Below are 25,185 nucleotides of genomic sequence, written 5' to 3'. Positions count from 1 at the left end.
CTCGCGCGCATCGCGCGCCGTATTCAGCACGGCGGCCCGGATCGAGCCGCCGCACACCGGTGAATCGGATTGCCCGGCGCGCCGTGCGACGCTGCCGGTCAGGGTCAGCGCTGCCCGACGAGCATGCCGCGCAAATCGCCGAATACCTGCTCCGGACCGAGTTCGCGCAGGCACTTCAGGTGGCCGAGCGGGCACTCGCGTTCGAAGCAGGGACTGCATTCGAGATGCAGCCATTGTACCTTCGCCAGGTCCGACAGCGGAGGGGTGTGGCGCGGATCGGTCGATCCGTACAACGCGACGAGCGGCCGGCGCAACGCGGCGGCGACGTGCATCAGCCCCGAATCGTTGGTGACGACCGCGTTCGCGCGCGCGATCAGCGCGCATGCCTCGGACAACGACGTCTGTCCGCACAGGTTGCGCACGTTCGGCGCGTGGTCGGCGATCGCCTGAGCGGCCGCGGCATCCTTCTGCGAGCCGAGCGCGACGATCTGCGTATACGGGAACGACTGGTGGACGATGGTCGCGAGCGTCGCGAAGTGCTCGGGCGGCCAGCGCTTGGCCGGGCCGTATTCGGCGCCGGGGCAGAACACGACGAGCGGCTTGCGCGTATCGAGATTGAAACGTGCGGACACGCGGGCCGTCTCGTTCAGGTCGGCGTCCAGGCGCGGGGCGGGCAGCGTCTTCATCGACTCGGGCAGCTTCGCGCCCGGCGCGTACGCAAGCGCCGCGTAGTGAGTCGTCATCGGCGGCCGCTCGCCCGACTTGTCGGGGTTCGCGTGCCGCACGTTCAACAGCCCGTAGCGGTGCTCGCCCGTGTAGCCGATCCGCAGCGGGATGTTCGCGAGCCACGGGATCACCGCGGATTTCAGCGAGTTCGGCAGCACGTACGCCGCGTCGTAGCCGACGTCGCGCAGGTCGCTCGCGAGCTGCCAGCGGCGCAGCAGCTGCAGCTTGCCGTGCGCGAGATCGGTCGCGTAGACATCGTGGATCTCGGGCATCCGCTCGAGCACGGGCGCGACCCACGAGGGTGCGACGGCATCGATCGCGATGCGGGGATGGAGTTTCTTCAGCAGCGCAAAAAGCGGCTGCGCCATCAATGCGTCACCGATCCAGTTCGGTGCGATAACCAGCGCTCGACGCATCAGGTCGACTTCCGATGTCGTAATGAAGCACGGCGCTCGGGCGCCGCGTTCGGGTTGCCAGAATGGAGACGGGCGGCGCGCCGGACTCCCGGCTGCGCCGCCTTGCGGGACGGTGGGCCTTCAGGCCCGGCCGCCGGGGCTCAGTGGCCCTTGACGACCTCGCCGTCGCGCAGCTTGTAGCGCGTGCCGCAGTACGGGCAGCGCGCCTCGCCGTGCGACACGTCGATGAAGACGCGCGGGTGGGCATTCCAGCGCGTCATGGCCGGGTTCGGGCAATAGGCGGGAAGATCCTTGGCCGTCAGCTCGACGAGCGGCATTTCCTTGATTTCACTCATGAGACTTTCTCTTATCACTCTTGTGTGGGGCGGTCGGGGCGCGGCGCGCTCAGACCTTCGTCAGCCAGTGCGCGTACTTCGCGTTCTTGCCCGACACGATATCGAAAAACGCCGACTGGAGCTTTTCCGTGACGGGGCCGCGCGCGCCGCTGCCGATCGTGCGGTTGTCGAGTTCGCGGATCGGCGTGACTTCGGCGGCCGTGCCGGTGAAGAACGCTTCATCGGCCGTGTAGACCTCGTCGCGCGTGATGCGCTTCTCGATGACCTCGATGCCGGCGTCCTTCGCGAGCGTGATGACCGTGTCGCGCGTGATGCCGTCGAGGCACGACGACAGGTCGGGCGTGTACAGCTTGCCGTTGTTCACGAGGAAGAAGTTCTCGCCGGAGCCTTCCGACACGTAGCCGTCGACGTCGAGCAGCAGCGCCTCGTCGTAGCCGTCGGCCGTCGCTTCCTGGTTCGCCAGGATCGAGTTCACGTACCAGCCCGACGCCTTCGCGCGCACCATCGACACGTTCACGTGGTGGCGCGTGAACGACGACGTCTTCACGCGGATGCCCTTCGCGAGGCCGTCCTCGCCGAGGTACGCGCCCCACGGCCATGCGGCGATCGCGACGTGGATCGTGTTGCCCTTCGCGGCCACGCCGAGCTTTTCCGAGCCGACCCAGATGATCGGGCGCAGGTAGCACGACTCGAGCCGGTTCTCGCGCACGACCGCGAGTTGCGCGGCTTCGAGCGTTTCGCGGTCGAACGGCACGTCCATCTGGAAGATCTTCGCGGAGTTCAGCAGACGTTTGGTGTGCTCGCGCAGACGGAAGATCGCGGTGCCGCCGTCGGCCGTCTTGTACGCGCGCACGCCCTCGAAGACGCCCATGCCGTAATGCAGCGTGTGGGTCAGGACGTGGATCTTGGCGTCGCGCCAGTCGATCAGCTTGCCGTCCATCCAGATCTTGCCGTCGCGGTCGGCCATTGACATACGATTCTCCTGGAAGCGGTGGTGTGCTGCGGGTTGTGCAGCGTTGAGCCGGAAAGACGCTTATTTTAGCGTCATTTGGGGGCGATCCGGTCGGCCGGCGCGGGGCCGGCGCTATAATCGTCCGGTACCGATTCCAATAACGATGGGTCGCACCGGCAGGAGGCGCCGGCGTCCCGACGAACCGCCCGCTGCGGCCCGCTTTCCGATGCTCGCTCGATTGTCCGCCACCGACCGCTTCGCGCTGATCCAGGGCGCACGCGACTATTCCCCGACACTGATGGCGATCCTGTCCTGGGGGCTCGTCACCGGCATCGCGATGAGCAAGTCCGTGATGACGCTCGGGCAGGCGAGCGCGATGTCGCTGTTCGTCTACGCGGGCTCGTCGCAGCTCGCGGTGCTGCCGCTCCTCGCGGCGAAGCTGCCGATCTGGACCGTGCTGCTCACGGCCGCGATGGTCAACATGCGCTTCGTGATCTTCAGCGCCGGGCTGGCGCCCCATTTTTCCTACCTGCCGCTGTGGCGGCGCCTCGCGATCGGCTATTTCAACGGCGACGTGATCTACCTGCTGTTCCAGAAACAGGGCTTCGCGTACGGCCGCGTGCCGGGCAAGGAAGCGTATTTCTGGGGGATGGCGCTCGCGAGCTGGGCGTCGTGGCAGGTGTCCTCGCTCGCCGGCATCCTGCTCGCGAGCGTCTTTCCGGCGAGCTGGGGGCTGGAGCTGGCCGGCACGCTCGCGCTGATCCCGATCATGGTGTCGGCGGTCGCGAACCGCTCGACGCTCGCGGCCGTCGCGGTCGCCGGGATCGTGTCGCTCGTCGCGTTCGACCTGCCGTACCGGCTCGCGCTGCCGATCGCGGTGCTCGCCGCGCTCGCGGCCGGCTGCACAGCCGATTTCTTCGTCGAGCGGGCCGACTGGCGGCGCATCCGTACCGAAACCGTGCACGAAAAGGACATGGAATGAGCGCGACCGAGATCTGGATCGTCATCGTCGGGATGACGATCGTCACGGCCGTCACGCGCGCGCTGTTCCTGATCGGCGGCGAGCGCACGGTCTTGCCCGAACGCGCGCAGCGCGCGCTGCGCTACGCGCCGGCCGCCGCGCTGGTCGCCGTCGTGCTGCCCGACGTGCTCGAAACGCCGGCCGGGCTGTCGTTCGCGCTGTCCAACCATCCGTTCTACGCGGCGCTCGCCGGCCTCGGCTGGTTTTTGTGGCGGCGCAGCATGCTCGGCACGATCGTCGTCGGCATGCTCGTGTTCACCGCGCTCCGCCTGATCTTCTGATGGGCCGCCGTTCCGGCCTGGCCGGCGCCGCCCGGTTGCGCGCGCGTATTGCTGCACTGCCGCAATGCGTCCGTGCCGGCGCGCGATCCCAAATAGGCGGAATTCGCCGCCGCACGGGTCAGTCTGCCGGGTGGATCGGCTAGAATGCCCGTTCGAGATTTTTTACCCGTGCGCGTCATGCGAACCGCCAGCCACGGCCGCATCCGGCGCCCTTTCGCGGCAGCCCGCGCACGTCCAGCGTGAACCCCCTTTCCCCATCCACTACTTCAATCTGTTCAACATGAGCCAAGTCAAGCGTCTTACCGACCTGATCGCCGCCGGCCAGCTCGCCGGCAAGCGGGTGTTCATCCGCGCCGACCTGAACGTCCCGCAGGACGATCACGGCAACATCACCGAGGACACCCGCGTGCGCGCGTCCGTGCCGGCCATCCAGGCCGCGCTCGACGCCGGCGCGGCCGTGATGGTCACGTCGCACCTCGGCCGTCCGACCGAAGGCGAATTCAAGCCGGAAGACTCGCTCGCGCCGGTCGCCAAGCGTCTCGCCGAACTGCTCGGCCGCGACGTGCCGCTGGTGTCGAACTGGGTCGAGAACGGCGTGAACGTCGCGCCGGGCCAGGTCGTGCTGCTCGAGAACTGCCGCGTGAACAAGGGCGAGAAGAAGAATTCGGATGAGCTCGCGCAGAAGATGGCGAAGCTCTGCGACGTGTACGTGAACGACGCGTTCGGCACCGCGCACCGCGCGGAAGCGACCACCCACGGGATCGCGAAATACGCGCCCATCGCGTGCGCGGGCCCGCTGCTGGCGGCCGAACTCGACGCGCTCGGCAAGGCGCTCGGCAACCCGGCCCGCCCGCTGGTGGCGATCGTCGCCGGCTCGAAGGTGTCGACCAAGCTGACCATCCTGAAGTCGCTGGCCGGCAAGGTCGACCAGCTGATCGTCGGCGGCGGCATCGCGAACACGTTCATGCTCGCGGCGGGCCTGTCGATCGGCAAGTCGCTCGCGGAAGCCGATCTCGTCGCCGAGGCGAAGGCGATCATCGACGAAGCGCGCGAGCGCGGCGCGTCGGTGCCGATCCCGACCGATGTCGTCACCGCCAAGGAATTCTCGCCGACGGCCGCGGCCACGGTGAAGCAGGTCGCCGACATCGAAGCGGACGACATGATCCTCGACATCGGCCCCGATACGGCCAAGGCACTCGCGAGCCAGCTCGAGAAGGCCGGCACGATCGTGTGGAACGGCCCGGTCGGCGTGTTCGAGTTCGACCAGTTCGGCAACGGCACCAAGACGCTCGCCGAAGCGATCGCCAAATCGTCCGCGTTCTCGATCGCGGGCGGCGGCGACACGCTCGCGGCCATCGCGAAGTACGGCATCCACGACCAGGTCAGCTACATCTCGACGGGCGGCGGCGCCTTCCTCGAGTTCCTCGAGGGGAAGAAGCTGCCGGCGGTGGAAGTGCTCGAAACGCGGGCGGCCTGAGCGTGGCGGCGCGCGCAGGGGTGACGAAGGCCGCGCGCTCCGCGAAAGCGGAGCAGCCGGCCGGCGCGGGCAAGCGCAAACGCGCGCCCGCGCGGGCGAACACCGCCCCGCGCGCACCGGCGGCCGCCGGCGACGCGGCCGTGCAGCACCACGAATTTCAGAACAAAGCGATGCCGGGCACCAGCACCGGCACGCTCCCCGGAGCGGCGGCCGCTGGGCCTGCCGCTTCCGGCTCTCGCAGCGTTTCACCCAGCGCATCCACCTTGATCCAGATGAGGAGTTTCATGCAGCGCGCCACCAAGATAGTCGCCACGATCGGCCCGGCATCCAGTTCGCCGGAGATTCTGCTGCAGATGATGCAGGCGGGCCTCGACGTCGTGCGGCTCAATTTTTCGCACGGCACGGCCGACGATCACCGCCAGCGCGCCGAAATGGTGCGTGAGGCCGCCCGCAAGGTCGGGCGCGAGATCGCGATCATGGCCGACCTCCAGGGCCCGAAGATCCGCGTCGGCAAGTTCGAGAACGGCAAGACCACGCTCGTGCCGGGGCAGCCGTTCATTCTCGATGCGGGCTGCGAACTCGGCAACGACGAGCGCGTCGGCCTCGACTACAAGGAGTTGCCGCGCGACCTGAAGCCGGGCGACCTGCTGCTGCTGAACGACGGCCTGATCGTGCTGACCGTCGAGCGCGTGCTCGGCGACGAGATTCACACGACCGTCAGGGTGGGCGGCGAGCTGTCGAACAACAAGGGGATCAACCGCCAGGGCGGCGGCCTGTCGGCGCCGGCGCTGACCGCGAAGGACATGGAAGACATCCGTACCGCGATGTCGCTCGGCGCGGACCTCGTCGCGGTGTCGTTCCCGAAGAATGCGACCGACATGGAAATGGCGCGCCAGCTCGCGAACATCGCGGGCGCGCCGTACGGCATCAAGCCGAAGATGATCGCGAAGATCGAGCGCGCTGAGGCGATTCCGGCGCTGCAGAGCATCCTCGACGCGTCCGACGGCATCATGGTCGCGCGCGGCGACCTCGCGGTGGAAGTCGGCAACGCGGCCGTGCCGGCGCTGCAGAAGCGGATGATCCGGATGGCGCGCGAGTCGAACAAGCTCGTGATCACCGCGACGCAGATGATGGAATCGATGATCTACGCGCCGGTGCCGACCCGTGCGGAAGTATCGGACGTCGCGAACGCGGTGCTCGACGGCACCGACGCGGTGATGCTGTCGGCCGAGACGGCCGCCGGCAAGTATCCGGTCGTCACGATCGAGACGATGGCGGCCGTGTGCGTCGAAGCGGAAAAGTCCGAAGAAGTCGAGCTGGACAAGGATTTCCTCGACCGCACGTTCACGCGGATCGACCAGTCGATCGCGATGGGCGCGCTGTTCACCGCGTATCACCTGGGCGCGAAGGCGATCATCGCACTGACCGAATCGGGCGCGACCGCGCTGTGGATGTCGCGTCACTACACGCACGTGCCGATCTTCGCGCTGACGCCGCGCGTCGGCAGCGAGCGCACGATGGCGCTCTATCGCAACGTGACGCCGCTGCACGTCGACTTCAACAGCGACCGCGATTCGGCGCTGCAGGCGGCGCTCGAGATCGTCGTCAAGCAAGGTTACGTGCAGCATGGCGACATGGTCGTGCTGACCGTCGGCGAGCCGATGGGGCAGGCGGGCGGCACCAACACGCTGAAGATCGTGCGGGTCGGCGAGCACTATTGAGCGCCGGCTAAGCCGCATCGAGCCGGCCCGCGGTCGGCTACCCGGATCGGCCGAAGCTGATCCGTCACCGTTTTTGCACAAAAGCCGCGCGGGGTCCGAAGCCCCGCGCGGCTTTTTTTCTCCTTTTTGGCCGCATTGTGCCGTGCGAACGTAACAAATTGCGAGCGGGGCCCTCCGGGCGGTCGGAATCGGAGGCGCTTCGCGATAAAATGCGGCTATTCGACGCTCAGCCGCGCCGCGCCGTCCCGGTTCAGAGGGGAGCGAGCGCCGCGCCGGCGTCAGGGCGCACCGGTTTTCATTCCAAGGAGTTCCACAATGCCTCTCGTATCAATGCGTCAATTGCTGGACCACGCGGCAGAGCACGGTTACGGCCTGCCGGCCTTCAACGTGAACAACCTGGAGCAGGTCCAGGCGATCATGGCGGCGGCGGATCAGGTCGGCGCGCCCGTGATCATGCAGGCATCGGCCGGCGCGCGTAAGTATGCGGGCGAGCCGTTCCTGCGCCACCTGATCGAAGCGGCGGTCGAATCGTATCCGCACATCCCGGTCGTGATGCACCAGGATCACGGCCAGTCGCCGGCCGTCTGTACGGCCGCGATCCGCAGCGGCTTCACGAGCGTGATGATGGACGGTTCGCTCGAAGCCGACGGCAAGACGGTCGCATCGTACGAGTACAACGTCGACGTATCGCGCAAGGTCGTCGAGATGGCGCACTCGATCGGCGTGACGGTCGAAGCCGAACTCGGCGTGCTCGGCTCGCTCGAGACGATGAAGGGCGACAAGGAGGACGGCCACGGCGCGGAAGGCACGATGACCCGCGAGCAGCTGCTGACCGATCCGGAGCAGGCCGCCGACTTCGTGAAGCTCACGCAGTGCGACGCGCTCGCGATCGCGATCGGTACGTCGCACGGCGCGTACAAGTTTTCGAAGAAGCCGACGGGCGACATCCTGTCGATCCAGCGCATCAAGGAAATCCACGCGCGCATCCCGAACACGCACCTGGTGATGCACGGTTCGTCGTCGGTGCCGCAGGAACTGCTGGCCGAGATCCGCGAATTCGGCGGCGACATGAAGGAAACCTACGGCGTGCCGGTCGAGGAAATCCAAGAAGGCATCAAGCACGGCGTGCGCAAGATCAACATCGACACCGACCTGCGTCTGGCGATCACCGGCGCGATCCGCCGCTACCTGTTCGAGAACCCGGGCAAGTTCGATCCGCGCGACTACCTGAAGCCCGCGCGCGAAGCCGCGAAGAAGGTGTGCGTCGACCGTTACCTCGCGTTCGGCTGCGAAGGCCAGGCCGGCAAGATCAAGCCGGTGTCGCTCGACAAGATCGCCGAGCAGTACAAGTCGGGCGCGCTCGCACAGGTCGTGCGCTGAGACTGTAGTACGATTTGCCCCGCCTGGTTCTGCCGCCGGGCACGGGCTGGCCGCCCGGTCGGCCGGATTCGATCCGGCCCCGGCAGCCGTTCCGTCCGGCCGAACGAGGGCCGGCCGGCAGCCGCCCGGGCGTTGCGCCCGCCGGTTCGCCGACGTATTGCAAGACCGCCGTTCCCGCCTGCCGCGGGGAACGGCGTTTCCCTTTTTGTTTGGCTCCTTATCTGCGAAAAGACGATGTCTACCCTTTACGAATCCACGCTCCGCTCGCTGCCGCTCCTCGGTCGCGGCAAGGTTCGCGATAACTACGCGGTCGGCAACGACAAGCTCCTGATCGTCACGACCGATCGCCTGTCGGCGTTCGACGTGGTGATGGGCGAGCCGATTCCGAACAAGGGCCGCGTGCTGAACCAGATGGCGAACTTCTGGTTCGACAAACTCGCGCACATCGTGCCGAACCATCTGACGGGCGACGCGCCGGAAGCGGTCGTCGCGGCCGACGAGGTCGAGCAGGTGAAGGGCCGCGGCGTGGTCGTCAAGCGCCTCGAGCCGATCATGATCGAAGCGGTCGTGCGCGGCTACCTGGCCGGCAGCGGCTGGAAGGAATACCAGGCGTCGGGCGCCGTGTGCGGCGTGCAGCTGCCGGCGGGCCTGCAGAACGCGCAGAAGCTGCCCGAGCCGATCTTCACGCCGGCCGCGAAGGCCGAGATGGGCGAGCACGACGAGAACATCACGTTCGAGGAAACCGAGCGCCGCATCGGCACCGAGCTGGCCGCGACGATCCGCGACATCTCGATCAAGCTGTACAAGGAAGCGGCCGACTACGCGGCGACGCGCGGCATCATCATCGCCGACACGAAGTTCGAATTCGGCCTCGACAACCACGGCAAGCTGTACCTGATGGACGAAGTGCTGACCGCCGATTCGTCGCGCTTCTGGCCGGCCGACCAGTACGAAGTCGGCACCAATCCGCCGTCGTTCGACAAGCAGTTCGTGCGCGACTGGCTCGAGGCGCAGCCGTGGGGCAAGACGGCGCCGGCGCCGGCGCTGCCGGCCGACGTCGTCGAGAAGACGGCCGCGAAGTACCAGGAAGCGCTCGAGCGCATCACCGGCCAGTCGCTCGCCTGATCGAGGTACCGACGACATGAGCGAAATCCAGACTGCCCACACGCACAGCGCGCCGCTCATCGGCGTGCTGATGGGTTCGAGTTCCGACTGGGACGTGATGAAGCACGCGGTCGCCATCCTGCAGGAATTCGGCGTGCCGTACGAAGCGAAGGTCGTGTCCGCGCACCGGATGCCCGACGAGATGTTCGACTATGCGGAGAAGGCGCGCGAGCGCGGGCTGCGCGCGATCATCGCGGGCGCCGGCGGCGCCGCGCACCTGCCCGGCATGCTGGCCGCGAAGACCACGGTGCCCGTGCTCGGCGTGCCGGTCGCGAGCAAGTACCTGAAGGGAGTCGATTCGCTGCACTCGATCGTGCAGATGCCGAAGGGCGTGCCGGTCGCGACGTTCGCAATCGGCGAGGCCGGCGCCGCGAATGCCGCGTTGTTCGCGGTGTCGATCCTGTCCGGCAACTCGGTCGACTACGCGAACCGGCTCGCCGCGTTCCGCGTGCGCCAGAACGAAGCCGCGCACGCGATGGTGCTGCCGCCGCTGGAATGACGGCATGGCGCGCGGCCGCACGACGCGGCCGGCGCCGGATTTTCCCACTGCGGCGGGCCGTTCCGCGTTCCGCCGCAACCGACCACTGACATGACCGCAACTCCTGATTCCGTTTCCCCGATCCTGCCCGGCGCGTGGCTGGGCATGGTCGGCGGCGGCCAGCTCGGCCGCATGTTCTGCTTTGCCGCCCAGTCGATGGGCTATCGCGTCGCCGTGCTCGATCCCGATCCGGCGAGCCCCGCCGGCGCGGTCGCCGATCGGCACCTGCGCGCGGCGTACGACGACGAAGCCGCGCTTGCCGAACTGGCCGACCTGTGCGAGGCCGTATCGACGGAGTTCGAGAACGTGCCGGCCGCGAGCCTCGATTTCCTCGCGCGCACGACGTTCGTCGCCCCGGCTGGCCGCTGCGTCGCGGTCGCGCAGGACCGGATCGCGGAGAAGCGTTTCATCGAGGCGTCGGGCGTGCCGGTCGCGCCGCACGTCGTGATCGAATCGGCGGCGGCGCTTGCCGCGCTCGACGATGCGGCGCTTGACGCGGTGCTGCCGGGCATCCTGAAGACGGCCCGCCTCGGTTACGACGGCAAGGGCCAGGTGCGCGTCGCCACCGCGCAGGAAGCACGCGACGCGCATGCCGCGCTCGGCGGCGTGCCGTGCGTGCTGGAGAAGCGCCTGCCGCTGAAATACGAAGTGTCGGCGCTGATCGCGCGCGGCGCGGACGGCCGCTCGGCTGCGTTCCCGCTCGCGCAGAACGTGCACCACAACGGCATCCTCGCGCTGACGGTCGTACCGGCGCCGGCCGCCGATGCGGCCCGCGTCGAGGAAGCGCAGCAGGCGGCGATCCGGATCGCCGATACGCTCGGCTACGTCGGCGTGCTGTGCGTCGAGTTCTTCGTGCTGGAGGACGGCTCGTTCGTCGCGAACGAAATGGCGCCGCGCCCGCACAACTCCGGCCACTACACGGTCGATGCGTGCGCAACGAGCCAGTTCGAGCAGCAGGTGCGCGCGATGACGCGCATGCCGCTCGGCAATCCGCGCCAGCATTCGCCGGCCGCGATGCTGAACATCCTCGGCGACGTGTGGTTCCCCAACGGGGCGGCGGCTGACGCCGTCACGCCGCCGTGGGACACGGTCGCCGCGATGCCGGCTGCCCACCTGCACCTGTACGGCAAGGAAGAAGCGCGCGTCGGCCGCAAGATGGGCCACGTGAACTTCACGGCCGAGACGCGCGACGAAGCCGTCGCGGCGGCCACCGCATGCGCGCAGCTGCTGCGCGTGCCGCTCGACTGAGGCGCGGGCCGATGTCCATCGATCTCCCGACGCACGTGACGCCCGCGCAAATCGACGCGGCCGCCGCGCTGCTCGATGCGGGCCAGCTCGTCGCGTTTCCGACCGAAACCGTCTACGGGCTCGGCGGCGATGCAGCGAACCCCGAGGCCGTCGCGCGCATTTACGCGGCGAAGGGGCGGCCCGCGAATCATCCGGTGATCGTGCATCTGCCGCCCGGCGGCGATCCGGGCTACTGGGCCGACGATCTGCCGGCCGACGCGCACGCGCTGATCGAGGCATTCTGGCCGGGGCCGCTCACGCTGATCCTGAAGCGCCACGCGCGCATTCCGGATGCCGTGAGCGGCGGGCAGGATTCGGTCGGGCTGCGCTGTCCGTCGCATCCGGTCGCGCAGGCGCTGCTGGCCGCGTTCAGCGCGCGGCGCGGCGGCCATGGCGGCGTGGCCGCGCCGTCCGCGAACCGGTTCGGCCACGTGAGCCCGACGACCGCGCAACACGTGCGCGACGAATTCGGCGATACCGTGCACGTGCTCGACGGTGGCGCATCCGAAGTCGGCATCGAATCGACGATTCTCGACCTGTCGCGCGGCTTCCCGGCGCTGCTGCGCCCGGGCCACGTGACGCCGCAACAGATCGCCGATGTGCTCGGCCGCGCGCCGAAGCTGCCGGACGGCAGCGATGCGACCGCGCCGCGCGCATCGGGCACGCTGAAAGCGCATTACGCGCCGCGTACGCCGCTCGCGCTGCTGCCGTTCGACGCGCTCGAGCCGTTGCTCGCGGCCGCGCAAACCGACGGCGAACGCGTCGCGCTCGTCGCCCGCGCGTCGCGGGCCGGGCACTGGGCGCAGGCCGACGGCGTGCATTTCATCGCGGCGCCGGAAGATCCGCAGGCCTATGCACGCGACCTGTACGGGATGCTGCGGGCGCTCGACCGCGCGCAGGTCGCGCGCATCCTCATCGAGAAGCTGCCCGAGACCGTCGAATGGATCGCGGTCAACGATCGCCTCGGCCGCGCGGCGGCCGCATTCGAAGCGCGCGACTGACGCATCCGTCCGCATCCGTTCATATCCATCCGCACCAACGAAAAACGCCCGACCGGCGAACCGGTCGGGCGTTTTCGTTTGGGCGCGTGGCCGGCGGCTTACTTGCCGACGCCCGATTTCGCGATCTGCTGCTGGACGTACTGCGCGAACAGCGCATGCAGGTGCGTCGTCGGGTGGACCGTATCGGCGAACATGTAGGTCTGGTCCGCGTTCGCGACCGTGTAGGTCTGCGGCGAGCAGAACAGCGACGAGCCGAACGCGGTCGCGTTCGCGACGCCGTACTGCGTGGCGGCCTGGACCATCGCCTTCAGGTTGCACGCGGTGTCGGTATTCGACACGCTGAAGCCGTTCGCCTGGTAGTTGGCCGCGATGCCGTCCTGCCACGTGAACGCATCGACCACCACATACTTCGTCGGGTCGACCTTCAGCGCGGCGAGCGTGCCGACCAGCGTCTTGTTGAACAGCCCCGACAGTTGCGTGAACGCGGCCTGCGTGCCGCCCTGCAGCGCGAGCGGCGTGCCGCCGATGTCCGGCACGTTCGAGACGAACACGTGCGTCGCGCCTGCCGCGACGATCTGCTGGACGATCCCGCCGAGCTGCTGCGCGGCCAGGCCGATCGCCTGCGCGGCCGCGAGCTGCGCGGCCGGCGTGTTGCCTTGCGCCTGTGCGACCTGGGCCTGGTAGAAGATGTCGTTCGCGCCGCCGTTGATCAGCACGATCTGGCCGGCGTTGAAGCTGCCGTGCTGCGTCAGGTACTGCTTGACCTGGTCCGCGATCGGCGTGGTGGTCGCCTGTGCGTAGTCGGGGTTCGGCACGCTGGCGTCCGCATGGCCGATGCCCGGCTGCAGCGTCACGCGCGAGCCGCCCTGCGCGTAGCCGAGGCCGCCGGTGGCCTGCAGCGGAATGCCGAAGCCGCCCTGGTTCGCGGGCTGCAGCGTGTCGCCGTAGTACTGCGCGACGTCCTGCGTCCAGACCTGGCCCGGGTTGGTCGTGAAGCGGCCGCCGCCGAAGCCGAGCTTGATCTGCGAGTAGGTGCCGACGTCGGACAGGCTGTCGCCGAACGACACGACCTGCATCTTCACGCCCGACGGCGGCGTGTTCGACGCGCTGCTGCCGTTGTTGTCGTCACCGCCGCCGCATGCGGCGAGCAGCGCGAGCGCGGCGCCGGCGATCGCGACCTGCGCGGTGCGCAGCATGCGCAGCCGGCTGCGGGAAGGTGCGTGTTGTTGTGTCTGCATCGTTCGATCTCCTCGTAGATATGGCCTGATGTGTTTCTCATCTGCCGCGTGCCTGCTCGGTTCCGGGCTGCGCGGCGGCCGTTGGCTGAAACGGTTTATCGATCGCGCGCAGCCGCCAGCGGCTCGGTGCGCGGACCCTGGTTCGCGGCCTCGGCAATCTGCGCATGATAAGCGCTCGCCCATTCGGGCGGGCCGAAAATCGCGCGCAGCTTGTTGCGCCATCCGTCGACGCGCAACGCGTCGGACGCCATCGACACCCACTCGTGAAACGTCGCGACGAACGGGTTGTTCGAGCCGAGCCGCTCGACGATGCCGTACTGCGGCGGATCGTCGGGCGTTTCCTCGACATAGCTGCCGAACAGGCGATCCCAGATCACCAGGACGCCTGCGTAATTACGATCGATGTAGCGCGCGTTGCGCGCATGGTGCGCACGGTGGATCGACGGCGTGTTGAGCACGTATTCGAGCCAGCCGAGCTTGCCGATCGCCTGCGTGTGCACGAAGAACTGGAACGCGAGGTTGATCAGCACGATGCCGACGACCTGTTGCGGCGGAAAGCCGGCGAACGCGAGCGGCAGCCAGAACAGCCACATGCCCGCGACCGGGTACATCAGGCTCTGGCGGAAGGCGGTCGAGAAATTCATCCGCTCGGACGAGTGGTGCACGACGTGCGCGGCCCACAGCCAGCGCACGCGATGGCTCGCGCGATGGAATACGTAGTAGAGGAAGTCCTGCGCGACGAACAGCACCGCGAACGACAGCCAGCCGTCGTGCCACGTGTAGACGCGATAGTGCCGGTAGCAGTACGCATAGACGGGAATCACGAACAGCCACGCGAGCTTGTCGGCGCCCTGGTGCATCAGCGCGAGCGCCGCGTTGCACAGCGTGTCGCGCCACGCATAGATGCGGTCCTGCGCACGGGTGCGGGCGAGGTGCCAGGCCTCCCACGCGATGCAGAGCAGGAAGACGGGCGCCAGCGCGAGCAGAAGCAATTCGACGTCGAATCGCATGGGCGTGTGTCTCCTTCGTTCCCCTGCAAGCCATCAGGCCGGGCGTGTGGCCCGTTGTAGATATCGTCAGGCCAACAGCCTACGCAATCGCTACGCGCTAGGCGAGGGGGCAGCGTAGAGGGTTCCCTCTGAGGACAGGGTTTCTACGGAATCCGTACTGCACGGGGCCGGGCGGTGCGGCCCTGCTTTGTGGGAAGGGTGCGCGCGCGGCGCGGCGCGCGAAAGTGACGGGGGCGTTTCAAACCGCGCGGCGCAGGATTTCGCGGGCGGCGCGGTGCGGGAAGTCGCACGGGCCGCCCTGTCAGAGCGGCCCGATGCACGGTGCGCGCACCGTCAGTGCGCGCCCGCGTAGACCCACTCGAGCAGCGTGTCGTGCGCGGCGCGCGCGCCTTCCGCGTGATCGTTGTTGATGAAGCTGACGACGATGTAGCTCTGGCCGTCGGCGCCGGCGACGTAGCCGGCGATCGCCCGCACGTCGCGCAGCGTGCCGGTCTTGATGTGCGCGTTGCCGAGCACGCCCGCGTTGGTGAGGCGGTTCTTCATCGTGCCGTCGATGCCGGCGATCGGCAGCGAATCGACGAACGCCTGCGCGACGGGGCTCGCATTCGCGGCCTGCAGCAGCGCGGCGAGCGACAGCGCGCTCACGTGCTCTTCGCGCGACAGCCCCGAGCCGTTCTCGAGCACGAGGTCGGGCATCGCGATGCCGTTCTTCTGCAGGAACGCCTGGATCGCGCGGCTCGACTGCTCGGGTGTCGCGGGCGGCTTGCCGCTGACCGCGCCGATCGTCAGGAACAGGTTGCGCGCCATCACGTTGTTGCTGAACTTGTTGATGTCGTAGACGATGCTGCCGAGCACCGGGCTGTGATGCACGGCGAGCGGCCGCGCGGTGGTCGGCACCTTGCCTTCGCTCACCGGCCCCGCGATCGTGCCGCCGTCCTGCTGCCACAGCGCGAGGAAGCCGCGCGCGAAGAAGGTCGTGTGATCGAGGATCGCGAGGTTGGTCGTGTGCGCGCCGCAGCGCAGCGGGTAGTCGCCGGCGAACGACGCGGTCATGATCCCGCCGCCGGCCGTCAGCGTCGGGCGCGCGGCCGCCGCGGCCGCGCTGCACGAGCCCGAGCCTTCGACGAGCTGGTTGTCGATCGACAGATCCGCGAGCGGCGGCAGCACGTCGACGGCGACCTTGCCGTCCTCGCCCGGCGTGACCGTGAACGACACGGCCTTGAACGCGTACAGCAGCGGATCGGGGCCGACGTTGTACGGCGCGCTGGCATCGTCGTCGAACGACGGCAGGTCGCGCGTCGACGCCGCGAAGTAGCTCTTGTCGAGCACGAGGCCGCCGGCCACGCGCTTGACGCCGGCCTTGCGCAGCTTGTCGACGAGGTCGATCAGCTCCTCGGGCACGAGCTTCGGATCGCCGGTGCCCTTGATGTACAGGTTGCCCTGCAGCGTGCCGTCGGGGTCGATCGTGCCGTCCGTGTACGCGGTGGTGCGCCAGCGGTAGTCGGGGCCGAGGATCGACAGGCCCGAGAAGGTCGTCACGAGCTTCATCGTCGAGGCCGGCAGCATCGGCCGGCTCGCATTCCATGCGATCAGCGGTTGCGGATCGCCGACGCGCTCGACCACGACGCTCATCGCCGATGCCGGCACCTTCGCGCGCTGCAGCGCGACGAGCACGGAGGCCGGTAGCCCGGCCGCGCGCGCGGCGGGCGACACGACGGCGGTCTTGCGCGCTTCCTTGTGGGATTTCTTGCGGGCCTGCGCGGACGGCGCGAACGCGAGGGCCGTGCAGGTGGCGACGACGGCGGCCGCCCGCAGGCAGGCGCGGGCGCGAGGGACGAACCGGGCGGAAAGATCGGAAATCGGCATGGGCGAATACGGGAAAAGCAGGGGCTCGGGCAGGACGCGCGGGGGCGCCGAAGCGCACATTGTAGAGACAAGTCGGGGCAGGCCCCTTGCAATCCGCCTTACTGTTGCATTGCACGCCGCGCACGCGATTCGCGGCGCTACAATGGTCGCCGTGTTTGACTCGCCCCATGGATGCGTGGCCCGATGCGGATTCTGCTTGTCGAAGATGATCGAATGATTGCCGAGGGCGTGCGCAAGGCGCTGCGCTCGGACGGCTTTGCGGTCGACTGGGTGCAGGACGGCGACGCCGCGCTCACCGCGCTCGGCGGCGAGACGTACGATCTGCTGCTGCTCGATCTCGGCCTGCCGAAGCGCGACGGCATCGACGTGCTGCGCACGCTGCGCGGGCGCGGGCTCGCGCTGCCGGTGCTGATCGTCACCGCGCGCGATGCCGTCGCCGATCGCGTGAAGGGGCTCGACGCGGGCGCCGACGACTACCTCGTCAAGCCGTTCGATCTCGACGAGCTGGGCGCGCGGATGCGCGCGCTGATCCGCCGCCAGGCCGGGCGCAGCGAGTCGCTGATCCGCCACGGCGCGCTGACGCTCGATCCCGCGTCGCACCAGGTGACGCTCGACGGTGCGCCCGTCGCGCTGTCCGCACGCGAGTTCGCGCTGCTCGAGGCGCTGCTCGCGCGGCCGGGCGCGGTGCTGTCGAAGAGCCAGCTCGAGGAAAAGATGTACGGCTGGGGCGAGGAGATCGGCAGCAACACGGTCGAGGTCTACATCCACGCGCTGCGCAAGAAGCTCGGCTCGGACCTGATCCGCAACGTGCGCGGGCTCGGCTACATGGTCGTCAAGGAAAGCTGACGCGTGCGGTCGATTCGTCATCAATTGCTGATCTGGCTGCTCGCGATCGTCGTCGCGGGCGTGGGCATGGCGGGCTGGCTCATCTACCGGCAGGCGCTCGCGGAAGCGAACGAGCTGTTCGACTACCAGTTGCAGGAAATCGCCGCGGCGCTGCCGTCCGAACCGTTCTCGCAGGTGTTCGGCTCGCGCACCAACGGCGACGAAGGCATCGTGATCCAGATCTGGAACCGCAACGGCGTGCTGATGTACTTCTCGCATCCGCGCGCGCCGATCGCGCCGCGCGCGGAGCTCGGCTTCTCGACTGAGCGCACCGATCGCGGCGAATGGCGCGTGTACGGGGCGATCGTCGGCGACAACGTCGTGCAGCTCGCGCAGCCGCTGTCGGTGCGCAACCGGCTGGCGGCGAACGTCGCGCTGCGCACGCTGTGGCCGCTGATCGTGCTGCTGCCGTTCCTCGGCGCGGCCGTGTGGGGAATCGTCGGGCGCGGGCTCGCGCCGCTCGGCCGCGTGACGCGCGCGGTCGAGGCGCGCCGGCCGGAAGCGCTCGATTCGCTGCCCGACGCGCGCCTGCCGCTCGAGGTGCAGCCGCTCGTGCGGGCGCTGAACGGGCTGCTCGCGCGGCTGGCGGCGGCGCTCGACACGCAGAAGGCGTTCGTCGCCGATGCCGCGCACGAGTTGCGCACGCCGCTCGCGGCCGTGCAGATCCAGGCGCAGCTCGTCGCCCGCGCGAAGGACGACGCATCGCGCCGCGAGGCGATCGCGGATCTCCAGGACGGCGTGTCGCGCGCGACGCGTCTCACCGAGCAACTGCTCGCGCTCGCGCGCGCCGAACCGGACGGCGCGACGATGCGCGAACCGGTCGACCTGCAGGCGCTGCTCGCCGAATGCGTGGCCGCGCATGCGCCGCTCGCGCAGCGGCACGACATCGATCTCGGCTTCGAGGAAACCCGCGCGGCGAGCGTCGTCGCGGACGTCGGCGCGCTGCGCGTGATGTTCGGCAACCTGCTCGACAACGCGGTGAAGTACACGCCGGACGGCGGCCGCATCGACGTGTCGCTGACGCGCGACGCGGCTGGCCGCGCGTGCGTGCAGATCGCCGACAGCGGGCCGGGCATTCCGGCCGACGAGCGCGAGCGCGTGTTCGACCGCTTCTATCGCGACAGCTCGGCGCGGGCACGCACCGACGTGTCGGGCAGCGGGCTCGGGCTCGCGATCGTCAAGCGCGTGGCGGCGCAGCAGGGCGCGACGGTGTCGCTCGGCGATGCAGCCGCGGGCGGCCTGCTCGTCAGCGTCGTGTTCCGCGATGCCGAGATGCCGGCCCCGGCCCCGCAGCCTTCCGAATCTGCCTGAAGGGCGGTGTGCCGGCCGGATGCCGGCAGCCGCTTAAGCCCCGCTTAAGGCTGATTAAGCCTCCTTTAAGTCAGGGTCGTTACGCTGCGTCCTAACAACGAGGAGGTCCTACGATGAACACCCGATTCCTTGCGCGCGGCACCGTCGCGGTCGCCGTGGCGGCCGCCCTGTCGGCAGGCTATTTCGCCGGTACCCGCCGCGCCGATCCGCAGATCATCACGCCCGCGCAGGCCGCGATGATGCCGGCCGAAGCCGCGGCCAAGACCGGCATTCCCGATTTCTCCGGGCTCGTCGAGACGTACGGCCCGGCGGTCGTGAACATCAGCGCGAAGCACGTCGTGAAGCAGGTGTCGCGGCGCGCGCCGCAGCCGCAACTGCCGATCGATCCGAGCGACCCGTTCTACCAGTTCTTCAAGCACTTCTACGGCCAGGTGCCGGGCATGGGCGGCGACGCGCAGCCGGACGACCAGCCGAGCGCGAGCCTCGGGTCGGGCTTCATCGTCAGCGCCGACGGGTACATCCTCACCAACGCGCACGTGATCGACGGCGCGAACGTCGTCACGGTCAAGCTGACCGACAAGCGCGAATACAAGGCGAAGGTCGTCGGCTCCGACAAGCAGTCCGACGTCGCCGTGCTGAAGATCGACGCGAGCGGCCTGCCGACCGTGAAGATCGGCGACCCGGCGCAGAGCAAGGTCGGCCAGTGGGTCGTCGCGATCGGCTCGCCGTACGGCTTCGACAACACGGTCACGTCGGGCATCATCAGCGCGAAGTCGCGCGCGCTGCCGGACGAGAACTACACGCCGTTCATCCAGACCGACGTGCCGGTGAACCCCGGCAACTCGGGCGGCCCGCTGTTCAACCTGCAGGGCGAGGTGATCGGTATCAACTCGATGATCTACTCGCAGACGGGCGGCTTCCAGGGCCTGTCGTTCGCGATCCCGATCAACGAGGCGATCAAGGTGAAGGACGAGCTCGTGAAGACGGGCCACGTGAGCCGCGGCCGTCTCGGCGTGGCCGTGCAGGGGCTGAACCAGACGCTCGCGAGCTCGTTCGGGCTGCAGAAGCCGGACGGCGCGCTCGTCAGCTCGGTCGACCCCAACGGCCCGGCCGCGAAGGCCGGCCTGCAGCCGGGCGACGTGATCCTGTCGGTCAACGGTTCGCCGGTCGCCGATTCGACGTCGCTGCCCGCGCAGATCGCGAACCTGAAGCCGGGTTCGAAGGCCGACCTGCAGATCTGGCGCGACAAGTCGAAGAAGTCGATCAGCGTGACGCTCGGCGCGATGGCCGATGCGAAGCTCGCGTCGAACGACGGCGGGCCGGTGGAGCAGGGGCGCCTGGGTGTCGCGGTGCGGCCGCTGTCGCCTCAGGAGCGCACCGCCGACAACCTGTCGCACGGCCTGATCGTGCAGCAGGCCGGCGGGCCGGCCGCCAACGCGGGCATCCAGCCGGGCGACGTGATTCTCGCGGTCAACGGCCGCCCGGTCACGAGCCCGGAGCAATTGCGCGACGCGGTGAAGGGCGCGGGCAACAGTCTTGCTCTGCTGATCCAGCGCGATAATGCACAGATCTTCGTGCCGGTCGACCTGAGCTGACCGGCCACGGCCGACGGCCGGCCTGGCCGGCCGCGGCGGGCGCCGCCGCCGTTCGATCGCGCGACGCCGCGCCCCGTATGTGTTCCGACCCCAAGGAGAGAGCCATGCAATATCTACGCAACGTGTCCCGATTTGCCGTTGCCGCGGCGCTGACCGCCGGCCTCGCAGCCGGTGCGACCGGCGCGTATGCGCAGTCGGACGGCTTGCCCGCCGCGCGCCAGCAGGGCGATGTCACCTTCGTGTCCGGCGGCGTCGGGCAGGACGAATCGACGGCGTTCCAGCGCAGCGAGTCGCAGTGGCCGCTGGCGCTGCGCTTCACCGGCAAGGGCGGCGAGTTCCTGGCCGACGTGCATGTCCGGATCGTCGACGGCAAGGGCGCCGAAGTGCTGAAAACCGATGCGCGCGGGCCGTACATGCTCGTGAAGGTGCCGCCGGGGCGCTATACGGTGCATGCGTCGTACCAGGGCAGCGACGAATCGCGCGCCGTCACGGTCGGCGCGAAGGGCGGCGCGAAAGCCGCGTTCCAGTGGAGTGCGCAGTAGCCCGCCGCGTGCGGCCGGGCCCCCGGTCGCGCAATCGGACGAAGTTTCGCCCATAATGAAAGCCACGGCATGCGTGCCGTGGCTTTTTCGTTTCCTGCCCCGGCCAGGCGGCCGCCCGAAGGAGAAACGATGTCCGATGCAGCCGATCCTCGACTCGAAATCGTGCCGAACCGTCATCGCGTGCGCGTGATCCATCGCGGCATCACCTATGCCGATTCGCACGGTGCGCTGACCGTGCGCGAGGCGGGGCTCCCGGACATCCATTACCTGCCGCGCGGCGACGTCAACATGCGCCGGCTCGTGAAATCGGGCGTCACGACGGCCTGCCCGTTCAGGGGGCAGGCCGTGCATTTCGACTTGCAGACGGAAGACGGCGTGATCGAGAACGCCGCATGGAGTTACGAAGAACCGAAGGAGGCGGCGGCCGTGCTTGCGCACTACGTCGCGTTCGATGTCGCGCGGGTCGACAGTCTCGTCGAGACGTCCTGATGCGACGCGCGTTCATCGGGGAGGTGTCATGGAACTGAACGACACGTTACGCGTACCGCTCGCGCCGCCTGTCGTGCGGGATGCGCTGGAGGATCTCGCGCTGCTGCGGGCGAGTTTCGATCATTGCGAATCGTTCGTGAAACTCGCGCACGGCGAGTTCGCGTTGACCATCACCGTGCCGCTCGGCCCGCTGCGCGCCCGCTACGACGTGCGCGCGCATGCGGCCGCCGAGCAGGGCGACGCCGAAGGTCAGCCGCGCCGCGTGCTCAACTTCAAGGCGCGGGCCGACGGCCTCGGCGCGCTGCGCGGCCAAGTCGAACTCGTGCTGATGCCGGATGGCGACGCGAGCGCCACGCGAATCGAGTACGTGGTCTGGGCGACGGCGAGCGGGCCGCTCGCCGAACTGCCGGGGCGGCAGATCGACAATGCGCTGCGCGAATGGACCGACACGTTCTTTCGCGAGTTCTGCGCGGTCGTGCAGGCGAAACACGGTCTCGCGCCGAATCGCGCGAGCGCCGCCGCGCCGCGCCGCCAGCATGTATTTCTGCGGCCGGCATCGCTGGTGGCCGCGACGAAGCGTTCGCTGCCGCATCATCTCGGCGGCGCGCTGAGCGGACGTGCCGCGAGCGCGCTCCCGCATCGCGATTCCGGCACGGTGCCCGTGTGGGCCTGGGCGGCGATGATCGTGTTCGTCGCGCTGCTGCTGTACGCGGCGCGCTGGATCAACGGCGGCTGATCGGCGATCGGCCGCCCGGTTCCGCTTCCCGGCCTGTTCGCGGCCCGCAGCGGGCGTCACTGCGCCGCGTCGGCACCGGCTCCGGCGCCGCGAAATTCCCTTCGATACGCAGACGGCGACGTGCCGAGCGCGCCCGCGAAATGCTGGCGCAGCGACACGCTCGAGCCGTAGCCGGCTGCCTGCGCGATCGCGTCGATCGATTGTCCGGTGGTTTCGAGCAGATGCTGCGCGCGCGCGAGCCGCTCGGCCTGCAGCCATGCGGTGACGGTCGTGCCCGTCGCCTGGCGGAAGTGGCGCGTGAACGTGCGCCGGCTCATGAGCACGCGTTCGGCGAGCGAATCGACGCTGTGCGCGGCGTCGAGATGGGCGCGCACCCAGTCGAGCAACCCCGCGAGCCGCGCGTCGCGCGGATGCGCGGCGACTGGCTGCGGCACGTACTGGGCCTGTCCGCCCTGGCGGTGCGGCGGGATCACGAGGCGGCGCGCGATCCGGTTCGCGGCGTCCGAGCCGAAGCGCCGCCGCACGACGTGCAGGCAGCAGTCGAGGCCTGCCGCCGTGCCGGCCGACGTCATCAGGTTGCCGTCGTTCACGTACAGCACGTCGGGATCGAGTTTCACGCGCGGAAAGCGCCGGGCGAAATCGTCGGCCCACGCCCAGTGCGTGGTGGCCGGGCGGCCCTCGAGCAGGCCGGCCGCGGCGAGCACGTAGGCGCCGAGGCACAGGCCGACGAGCTCCGCGCCGCGCGCGGCGACCGCGCGGACCGCATCGAGCAGCGCGTCGGGCGGCACTTCGTCCGGGTCCCGCCAGGAAGGCACGATGACGATGTCTGCATCGTCGAGCGCATCGAGCCCGTACGGTGCGGTGATCGTGAAGCCACCCGTCGTCGCGAGCGGGCCGCGCTCGGCCGAGCAGACGCGGAACTCGAATGCGGGCGACGCGGCCGCGTCGCGTTCCTTGCCGAACACGACCGACGGCACCGACAGATGGAACGGGCTGATGCCGTCGTACGCGATCACGGCGACGACGGTCGGTACGGACGGGGCGGATGGGGTGGATGGCGTGAACGGGGCGGTGGCGAGCATGACGGGCTCCGGCAAGGCGATGGCCCGATTCTATCGAAGAATGGCTATCGGGCCACTATCGGCACAAGCCGCCCGGCTCGACAATGCATCGCATCGCACTGCTGGCCGCCCCGCTCCGGGGCGGGGCAGCGCCTCCCGACCAGGAGCCCGCCATGTCGACCGCCGTTCCGCATTCCACTTCCCGTCCTGTTGCCCGCCGTGCACTGATCGTGATCGACGTGCAGAACGAATACGTGACGGGCAACCTGCCGATCGAATATCCGCCGCTCGACGTGTCGCTCGCGAACATCGGCCGCGCGATCGACGCCGCGCACGCGACCGGCGTGCCGGTGATCGTGGTTCAGCACGTCGCGCCGGCCGGCGCGCCGATCTTCGCGCCCGGTAGCGATGGCGTCGCGCTGCACGCGGTGGTGGCCAGCCGGCCGTACGCGCACCTGATCGAGAAGGCGCAGGCGAGCTCGTTCGCCGGCACCGATCTCGCCGCGTGGCTCGACGCGCACGGAATCGACACGCTCGCGGTGGCCGGCTACATGACGCACAACTGCAATGCGTCGACGGTCTATCACGCGGCGCATGCGGGGCTGAAGGTCGAATACCTGAACGACGCGACGGGCGCGCTGCCTTACGAGAACGAAGCGGGAGCGGTAAGCGCCGAAGAGATTCACCGCGCGTATGGCGTGGTGTTCCAGTCGAATTTCGCGGCGGTGATGTCGACCGACACGTGGATCGCGGGGCTGGCCGGCGCGCCGATGCCGGCGCGCGATTCGGTGGCCGCGTCGAACCGGCGGGCCCGCGCGCAGCGCGCGAAGGCGGCCTGACGCGGCACGGTGACGGCGGCGGGGCGCGCCATGCGCCGGGTGGTCAGTCGCGATCCTTCAGCATCGCCGGGCTGTAGCGCAGCATGTCGAAGCAGCCGTCGACGAGTTTTTCCGCATGCTGCTCGGCGTCGATCTCGTCGGGCAGCATCAGCATGTCGCGCACGAACCCGCTGACGAGCGTGTGCAGCATCAGCGTCGCGCGCCACGTGTCGAGCCGCTCGGGCAGCAGCTTGAGCCCCACGGCCACCGCGAGATCGGCGTCGATCATGTGCAGCGCCTCGCTCATCCCCGCGCGGTTGCGCTGCAGCAGCGGCTCCATGTCCGCGACGTATTCGCACTTCATGAACAGGATGCTGAACACGCGGCGCAGCTGCGGGTCGCGCTGCACGCCGAGCAGGCACCAGATCAGGATCTGGCGCACCTTCTCGAGCGGATTGCCGCCCGGCGCGTCGAGCGGCATCCGTTTCAGTTCGTCGATCGGCAGGAACACGCGGTCGAACATCGCATCGAACAGTTCGCTCTTGTTCGCGAAATGCCAGTAGATCGCGCCGCGCGTCACGCCGGCGTGCTGGGCGATGTCCGCGAGCGACGTGTGCGACACGCCTTTCTCGAAGAACACGTGTTCGGCGGCGTCGAGAATGCGGTTGCGCGTCTCGAGCGCCTCCTCCTTGGTACGTCTGACCATGTGCAGGCCTGATTGGATCGATCTTGAGTGAATATGGGGTCCGCAACCCCTCGTCACCGTCATGCAGACAGGCTATGCTTGCTGCGGGTAACAATCTGTAAGACTGGGCCGCGGGCGGAATACAAACGGGCTTTTTACATACATTCGTGAATGTATATACAATACCACCCTACGATCGAATGACCCAAGTGGCAATCAGTTAATATCCCACTCTGCTGATTCCCGCCCTAGTACCAGTCCGCAGTTCGCGGCATCCCCGTCGGCACGGAGGTCTCGTGCCGACGTGCTGTATCTGGCAGTCCAGTAATTCAGGTGTTCGATCAGCGCCGCGAGGCGCATCCGTGTTGCGCTCGGGTCGGGCGCGGCACTTATTCCATTGGTTATACACAGAGGTCGCTCCATGCGCGTCGAACGGGTTCCATACCGCTTAATCACTGTCGCGACGGCCGCCGTTTTCCTGGCCGCGTGCGGGAAAAAAGAATCGGCACCGCCGCCGCAAACGCCGGAAGTCGGCGTCGTCACCGTCCAGCCGCAAGCCGTACCGGTCTTCACCGACCTGCCGGGCCGCACCAGTGCATTCCTCGTCGCGCAAGTGCGTGCGCGGGTCGACGGCATCGTGCTGCGCCGTG

At 68.8% G+C, this 25,185-nt stretch carries 25 protein-coding genes and 1 pseudogene; 17 read left to right on the top strand and 9 right to left on the bottom strand.

Features of this window, described 5'->3' with window-relative positions:
* Positions 1-104: 104 nt before the first annotated feature.
* The 3 genes from waaF to JMF86_RS13090 all read right to left on the bottom strand — a co-directional run bounded on the left by waaF (position 105) and on the right by JMF86_RS13090 (position 2,450).
* A complete protein-coding gene (gene waaF / locus JMF86_RS13100) occupies positions 105-1,142 on the bottom strand; it encodes a lipopolysaccharide heptosyltransferase II (protein ID WP_006477936.1) in 1,038 nt (345 codons plus the stop codon).
* Between the two features lie 140 nt (positions 1,143-1,282).
* A complete protein-coding gene (locus JMF86_RS13095; RefSeq protein ID WP_006482499.1) occupies positions 1,283-1,477 on the bottom strand; it encodes a zinc-finger domain-containing protein in 195 nt (64 codons plus the stop codon).
* Positions 1,478-1,526: 49 nt separating this feature from the next.
* Complete coding sequence (locus tag JMF86_RS13090; RefSeq protein WP_011546109.1) at positions 1,527-2,450, bottom strand: branched-chain amino acid transaminase; 924 nt, start codon at positions 2,448-2,450, stop codon at positions 1,527-1,529.
* Positions 2,451-2,655: 205 nt separating this feature from the next.
* On the opposite strand from JMF86_RS13090, the gene JMF86_RS13085 reads away from it, so the two are divergent.
* The 3 genes from JMF86_RS13085 to JMF86_RS13075 all read left to right on the top strand — a co-directional run bounded on the left by JMF86_RS13085 (position 2,656) and on the right by JMF86_RS13075 (position 5,208).
* Positions 2,656-3,411, top strand: a complete 756-nt coding sequence (locus tag JMF86_RS13085; RefSeq protein WP_012329152.1) for an AzlC family ABC transporter permease — start codon at positions 2,656-2,658, stop codon at positions 3,409-3,411.
* Complete coding sequence (locus JMF86_RS13080) at positions 3,408-3,731, top strand: AzlD domain-containing protein (RefSeq protein WP_006477942.1); 324 nt, start codon at positions 3,408-3,410, stop codon at positions 3,729-3,731. The genes JMF86_RS13085 and JMF86_RS13080 overlap by 4 nt, the downstream gene beginning before the upstream one ends.
* Before the next feature lie 280 nt (positions 3,732-4,011).
* The gene (locus JMF86_RS13075) at positions 4,012-5,208 is read left to right on the top strand and encodes a phosphoglycerate kinase (protein ID WP_011694387.1); all 1,197 of its coding nucleotides are present in this window, start codon (positions 4,012-4,014) and stop codon (positions 5,206-5,208) included.
* Between the two features lie 157 nt (positions 5,209-5,365).
* Here JMF86_RS13075 and JMF86_RS35295 read toward each other — a convergent pair whose 3' ends face one another.
* On the bottom strand, positions 5,366-5,494 hold the full coding sequence (locus tag JMF86_RS35295; protein ID WP_257785890.1) for a hypothetical protein: 129 nt from the start codon (positions 5,492-5,494) through the stop codon (positions 5,366-5,368).
* Here JMF86_RS35295 and pyk point away from each other — a divergent pair.
* From pyk to JMF86_RS13045, 6 genes are all read left to right on the top strand, one after another.
* Complete coding sequence (gene pyk, locus JMF86_RS13070; RefSeq protein ID WP_054928043.1) at positions 5,493-6,929, top strand: pyruvate kinase; 1,437 nt, start codon at positions 5,493-5,495, stop codon at positions 6,927-6,929. The two genes, JMF86_RS35295 and pyk, sit on opposite strands and share 2 nt — an antisense overlap.
* A 315-nt stretch (positions 6,930-7,244) precedes the next feature.
* On the top strand, positions 7,245-8,309 hold the full coding sequence (gene fba / locus JMF86_RS13065; protein WP_006481730.1) for a class II fructose-bisphosphate aldolase: 1,065 nt from the start codon (positions 7,245-7,247) through the stop codon (positions 8,307-8,309).
* 234 nt (positions 8,310-8,543) lie between these two features.
* Positions 8,544-9,434, top strand: coding sequence for a phosphoribosylaminoimidazolesuccinocarboxamide synthase (locus JMF86_RS13060; RefSeq protein ID WP_006477945.1), 891 nt, complete (start codon positions 8,544-8,546; stop codon positions 9,432-9,434).
* A 16-nt stretch (positions 9,435-9,450) separates the two neighbouring features.
* Positions 9,451-9,972, top strand: a complete 522-nt coding sequence (gene purE / locus JMF86_RS13055; RefSeq protein ID WP_006477946.1) for a 5-(carboxyamino)imidazole ribonucleotide mutase — start codon at positions 9,451-9,453, stop codon at positions 9,970-9,972.
* A 90-nt stretch (positions 9,973-10,062) separates the two neighbouring features.
* Complete coding sequence (locus tag JMF86_RS13050; RefSeq protein ID WP_011546105.1) at positions 10,063-11,259, top strand: 5-(carboxyamino)imidazole ribonucleotide synthase; 1,197 nt, start codon at positions 10,063-10,065, stop codon at positions 11,257-11,259.
* An 11-nt stretch (positions 11,260-11,270) separates the two neighbouring features.
* Positions 11,271-12,299 (top strand): L-threonylcarbamoyladenylate synthase, encoded by a 1,029-nt coding sequence (locus tag JMF86_RS13045; protein WP_011546104.1) that lies wholly within the window; start codon positions 11,271-11,273, stop codon positions 12,297-12,299.
* Between the two features lie 98 nt (positions 12,300-12,397).
* Here the strand turns inward: JMF86_RS13045 and JMF86_RS13040 are convergent, their stop codons facing one another.
* The 3 genes from JMF86_RS13040 to dacB form a co-directional block, all read right to left on the bottom strand.
* Positions 12,398-13,537 carry an SGNH/GDSL hydrolase family protein gene (locus tag JMF86_RS13040; protein WP_011546103.1) on the bottom strand — a complete coding sequence of 380 codons (1,140 nt, stop codon included), beginning with the start codon at positions 13,535-13,537 and terminating at the stop codon, positions 12,398-12,400.
* Positions 13,538-13,632: 95 nt separating this feature from the next.
* Positions 13,633-14,547: a sterol desaturase family protein gene (locus tag JMF86_RS13035; protein WP_011546102.1), complete on the bottom strand. Its 915-nt coding sequence runs from the start codon at positions 14,545-14,547 to the stop codon at positions 13,633-13,635.
* A 333-nt stretch (positions 14,548-14,880) separates the two neighbouring features.
* A complete protein-coding gene (gene dacB, locus JMF86_RS13030; RefSeq protein ID WP_011546101.1) occupies positions 14,881-16,413 on the bottom strand; it encodes a D-alanyl-D-alanine carboxypeptidase/D-alanyl-D-alanine-endopeptidase in 1,533 nt (510 codons plus the stop codon).
* 183 nt (positions 16,414-16,596) lie between these two features.
* Between dacB and JMF86_RS13025 the strand changes: the two genes are divergently transcribed.
* From JMF86_RS13025 to JMF86_RS13000, 6 genes are all read left to right on the top strand, one after another.
* On the top strand, positions 16,597-17,259 hold the full coding sequence (locus JMF86_RS13025) for a response regulator (RefSeq protein ID WP_006481728.1): 663 nt from the start codon (positions 16,597-16,599) through the stop codon (positions 17,257-17,259).
* A 3-nt stretch (positions 17,260-17,262) separates the two neighbouring features.
* Entirely contained in the window at positions 17,263-18,609 is a 1,347-nt protein-coding gene (locus JMF86_RS13020) for an ATP-binding protein (RefSeq protein ID WP_011546100.1), read from the top strand.
* A gap of 113 nt (positions 18,610-18,722) precedes the next feature.
* Positions 18,723-20,204, top strand: coding sequence for a DegQ family serine endoprotease (locus JMF86_RS13015; protein ID WP_006477953.1), 1,482 nt, complete (start codon positions 18,723-18,725; stop codon positions 20,202-20,204).
* 104 nt (positions 20,205-20,308) lie between these two features.
* The gene (locus JMF86_RS13010; RefSeq protein WP_011546098.1) at positions 20,309-20,746 is read left to right on the top strand and encodes a carboxypeptidase-like regulatory domain-containing protein; all 438 of its coding nucleotides are present in this window, start codon (positions 20,309-20,311) and stop codon (positions 20,744-20,746) included.
* A 129-nt stretch (positions 20,747-20,875) separates the two neighbouring features.
* A complete protein-coding gene (locus JMF86_RS13005; protein ID WP_006477955.1) occupies positions 20,876-21,235 on the top strand; it encodes a DUF427 domain-containing protein in 360 nt (119 codons plus the stop codon).
* Between the two features lie 28 nt (positions 21,236-21,263).
* Positions 21,264-21,971: a CoxG family protein gene (locus JMF86_RS13000; RefSeq protein WP_011546097.1), complete on the top strand. Its 708-nt coding sequence runs from the start codon at positions 21,264-21,266 to the stop codon at positions 21,969-21,971.
* Between the two features lie 56 nt (positions 21,972-22,027).
* Here JMF86_RS13000 and JMF86_RS12995 read toward each other — a convergent pair whose 3' ends face one another.
* Positions 22,028-23,053: a helix-turn-helix domain-containing protein gene (locus JMF86_RS12995; protein ID WP_011546096.1), complete on the bottom strand. Its 1,026-nt coding sequence runs from the start codon at positions 23,051-23,053 to the stop codon at positions 22,028-22,030.
* 152 nt (positions 23,054-23,205) lie between these two features.
* Between JMF86_RS12995 and JMF86_RS12990 the strand changes: the two genes are divergently transcribed.
* The gene (locus tag JMF86_RS12990) at positions 23,206-23,871 is read left to right on the top strand and encodes a cysteine hydrolase family protein (protein ID WP_011546095.1); all 666 of its coding nucleotides are present in this window, start codon (positions 23,206-23,208) and stop codon (positions 23,869-23,871) included.
* 43 nt (positions 23,872-23,914) lie between these two features.
* Here JMF86_RS12990 and JMF86_RS12985 read toward each other — a convergent pair whose 3' ends face one another.
* On the bottom strand, positions 23,915-24,556 hold the full coding sequence (locus JMF86_RS12985) for a TetR family transcriptional regulator (RefSeq protein ID WP_006486802.1): 642 nt from the start codon (positions 24,554-24,556) through the stop codon (positions 23,915-23,917).
* Positions 24,557-24,956: 400 nt separating this feature from the next.
* Between JMF86_RS12985 and JMF86_RS12980 the strand changes: the two are divergent.
* Positions 24,957-25,185 (top strand): annotated as a pseudogene (locus JMF86_RS12980) (efflux transporter periplasmic adaptor subunit); the annotation flags it as partial.

It is taken from the genome of Burkholderia sp. E168m15 (genome assembly GCF_016586105.1).
Taxonomy (GTDB): Bacteria; Pseudomonadota; Gammaproteobacteria; order Burkholderiales; family Burkholderiaceae; genus Burkholderia; species Burkholderia orbicola.
The sequence above is the reverse complement of the archived record's forward strand: the minus strand, read 5'-3'. Positions and strand labels throughout refer to the sequence as shown.

Bases quoted from the DNA above. Each gene is read 5' to 3' on its own strand.
- waaF (WP_006477936.1), bottom strand. From the start codon at position 1,142: ATGCGTCGAGCGCTGGTTATCGCACCGAACTGGATCGGTGACGCATTG.
- JMF86_RS13095 (WP_006482499.1), bottom strand. From the start codon at position 1,477: ATGAGTGAAATCAAGGAAATGCCGCTCGTCGAGCTGACGGCCAAGGAT.
- JMF86_RS13090 (WP_011546109.1), bottom strand. From the start codon at position 2,450: ATGTCAATGGCCGACCGCGACGGCAAGATCTGGATGGACGGCAAGCTG.
- JMF86_RS13085 (WP_012329152.1), top strand. From the start codon at position 2,656: ATGCTCGCTCGATTGTCCGCCACCGACCGCTTCGCGCTGATCCAGGGC.
- JMF86_RS13080 (WP_006477942.1), top strand. From the start codon at position 3,408: ATGAGCGCGACCGAGATCTGGATCGTCATCGTCGGGATGACGATCGTC.
- JMF86_RS13075 (WP_011694387.1), top strand. From the start codon at position 4,012: ATGAGCCAAGTCAAGCGTCTTACCGACCTGATCGCCGCCGGCCAGCTC.
- pyk (WP_054928043.1), top strand. From the start codon at position 5,493: ATGCAGCGCGCCACCAAGATAGTCGCCACGATCGGCCCGGCATCCAGT.
- JMF86_RS35295 (WP_257785890.1), bottom strand. From the start codon at position 5,494: ATGAAACTCCTCATCTGGATCAAGGTGGATGCGCTGGGTGAAACGCTG.
- fba (WP_006481730.1), top strand. From the start codon at position 7,245: ATGCCTCTCGTATCAATGCGTCAATTGCTGGACCACGCGGCAGAGCAC.
- JMF86_RS13060 (WP_006477945.1), top strand. From the start codon at position 8,544: ATGTCTACCCTTTACGAATCCACGCTCCGCTCGCTGCCGCTCCTCGGT.
- purE (WP_006477946.1), top strand. From the start codon at position 9,451: ATGAGCGAAATCCAGACTGCCCACACGCACAGCGCGCCGCTCATCGGC.
- JMF86_RS13050 (WP_011546105.1), top strand. From the start codon at position 10,063: ATGACCGCAACTCCTGATTCCGTTTCCCCGATCCTGCCCGGCGCGTGG.
- JMF86_RS13045 (WP_011546104.1), top strand. From the start codon at position 11,271: ATGTCCATCGATCTCCCGACGCACGTGACGCCCGCGCAAATCGACGCG.
- JMF86_RS13040 (WP_011546103.1), bottom strand. From the start codon at position 13,537: ATGCAGACACAACAACACGCACCTTCCCGCAGCCGGCTGCGCATGCTG.
- JMF86_RS13035 (WP_011546102.1), bottom strand. From the start codon at position 14,547: ATGCGATTCGACGTCGAATTGCTTCTGCTCGCGCTGGCGCCCGTCTTC.
- dacB (WP_011546101.1), bottom strand. From the start codon at position 16,413: ATGCCGATTTCCGATCTTTCCGCCCGGTTCGTCCCTCGCGCCCGCGCC.
- JMF86_RS13025 (WP_006481728.1), top strand. From the start codon at position 16,597: ATGCGGATTCTGCTTGTCGAAGATGATCGAATGATTGCCGAGGGCGTG.
- JMF86_RS13015 (WP_006477953.1), top strand. From the start codon at position 18,723: ATGAACACCCGATTCCTTGCGCGCGGCACCGTCGCGGTCGCCGTGGCG.
- JMF86_RS13010 (WP_011546098.1), top strand. From the start codon at position 20,309: ATGCAATATCTACGCAACGTGTCCCGATTTGCCGTTGCCGCGGCGCTG.
- JMF86_RS13005 (WP_006477955.1), top strand. From the start codon at position 20,876: ATGTCCGATGCAGCCGATCCTCGACTCGAAATCGTGCCGAACCGTCAT.
- JMF86_RS13000 (WP_011546097.1), top strand. From the start codon at position 21,264: ATGGAACTGAACGACACGTTACGCGTACCGCTCGCGCCGCCTGTCGTG.
- JMF86_RS12995 (WP_011546096.1), bottom strand. From the start codon at position 23,053: ATGCTCGCCACCGCCCCGTTCACGCCATCCACCCCATCCGCCCCGTCC.
- JMF86_RS12990 (WP_011546095.1), top strand. From the start codon at position 23,206: ATGTCGACCGCCGTTCCGCATTCCACTTCCCGTCCTGTTGCCCGCCGT.
- JMF86_RS12985 (WP_006486802.1), bottom strand. From the start codon at position 24,556: ATGGTCAGACGTACCAAGGAGGAGGCGCTCGAGACGCGCAACCGCATT.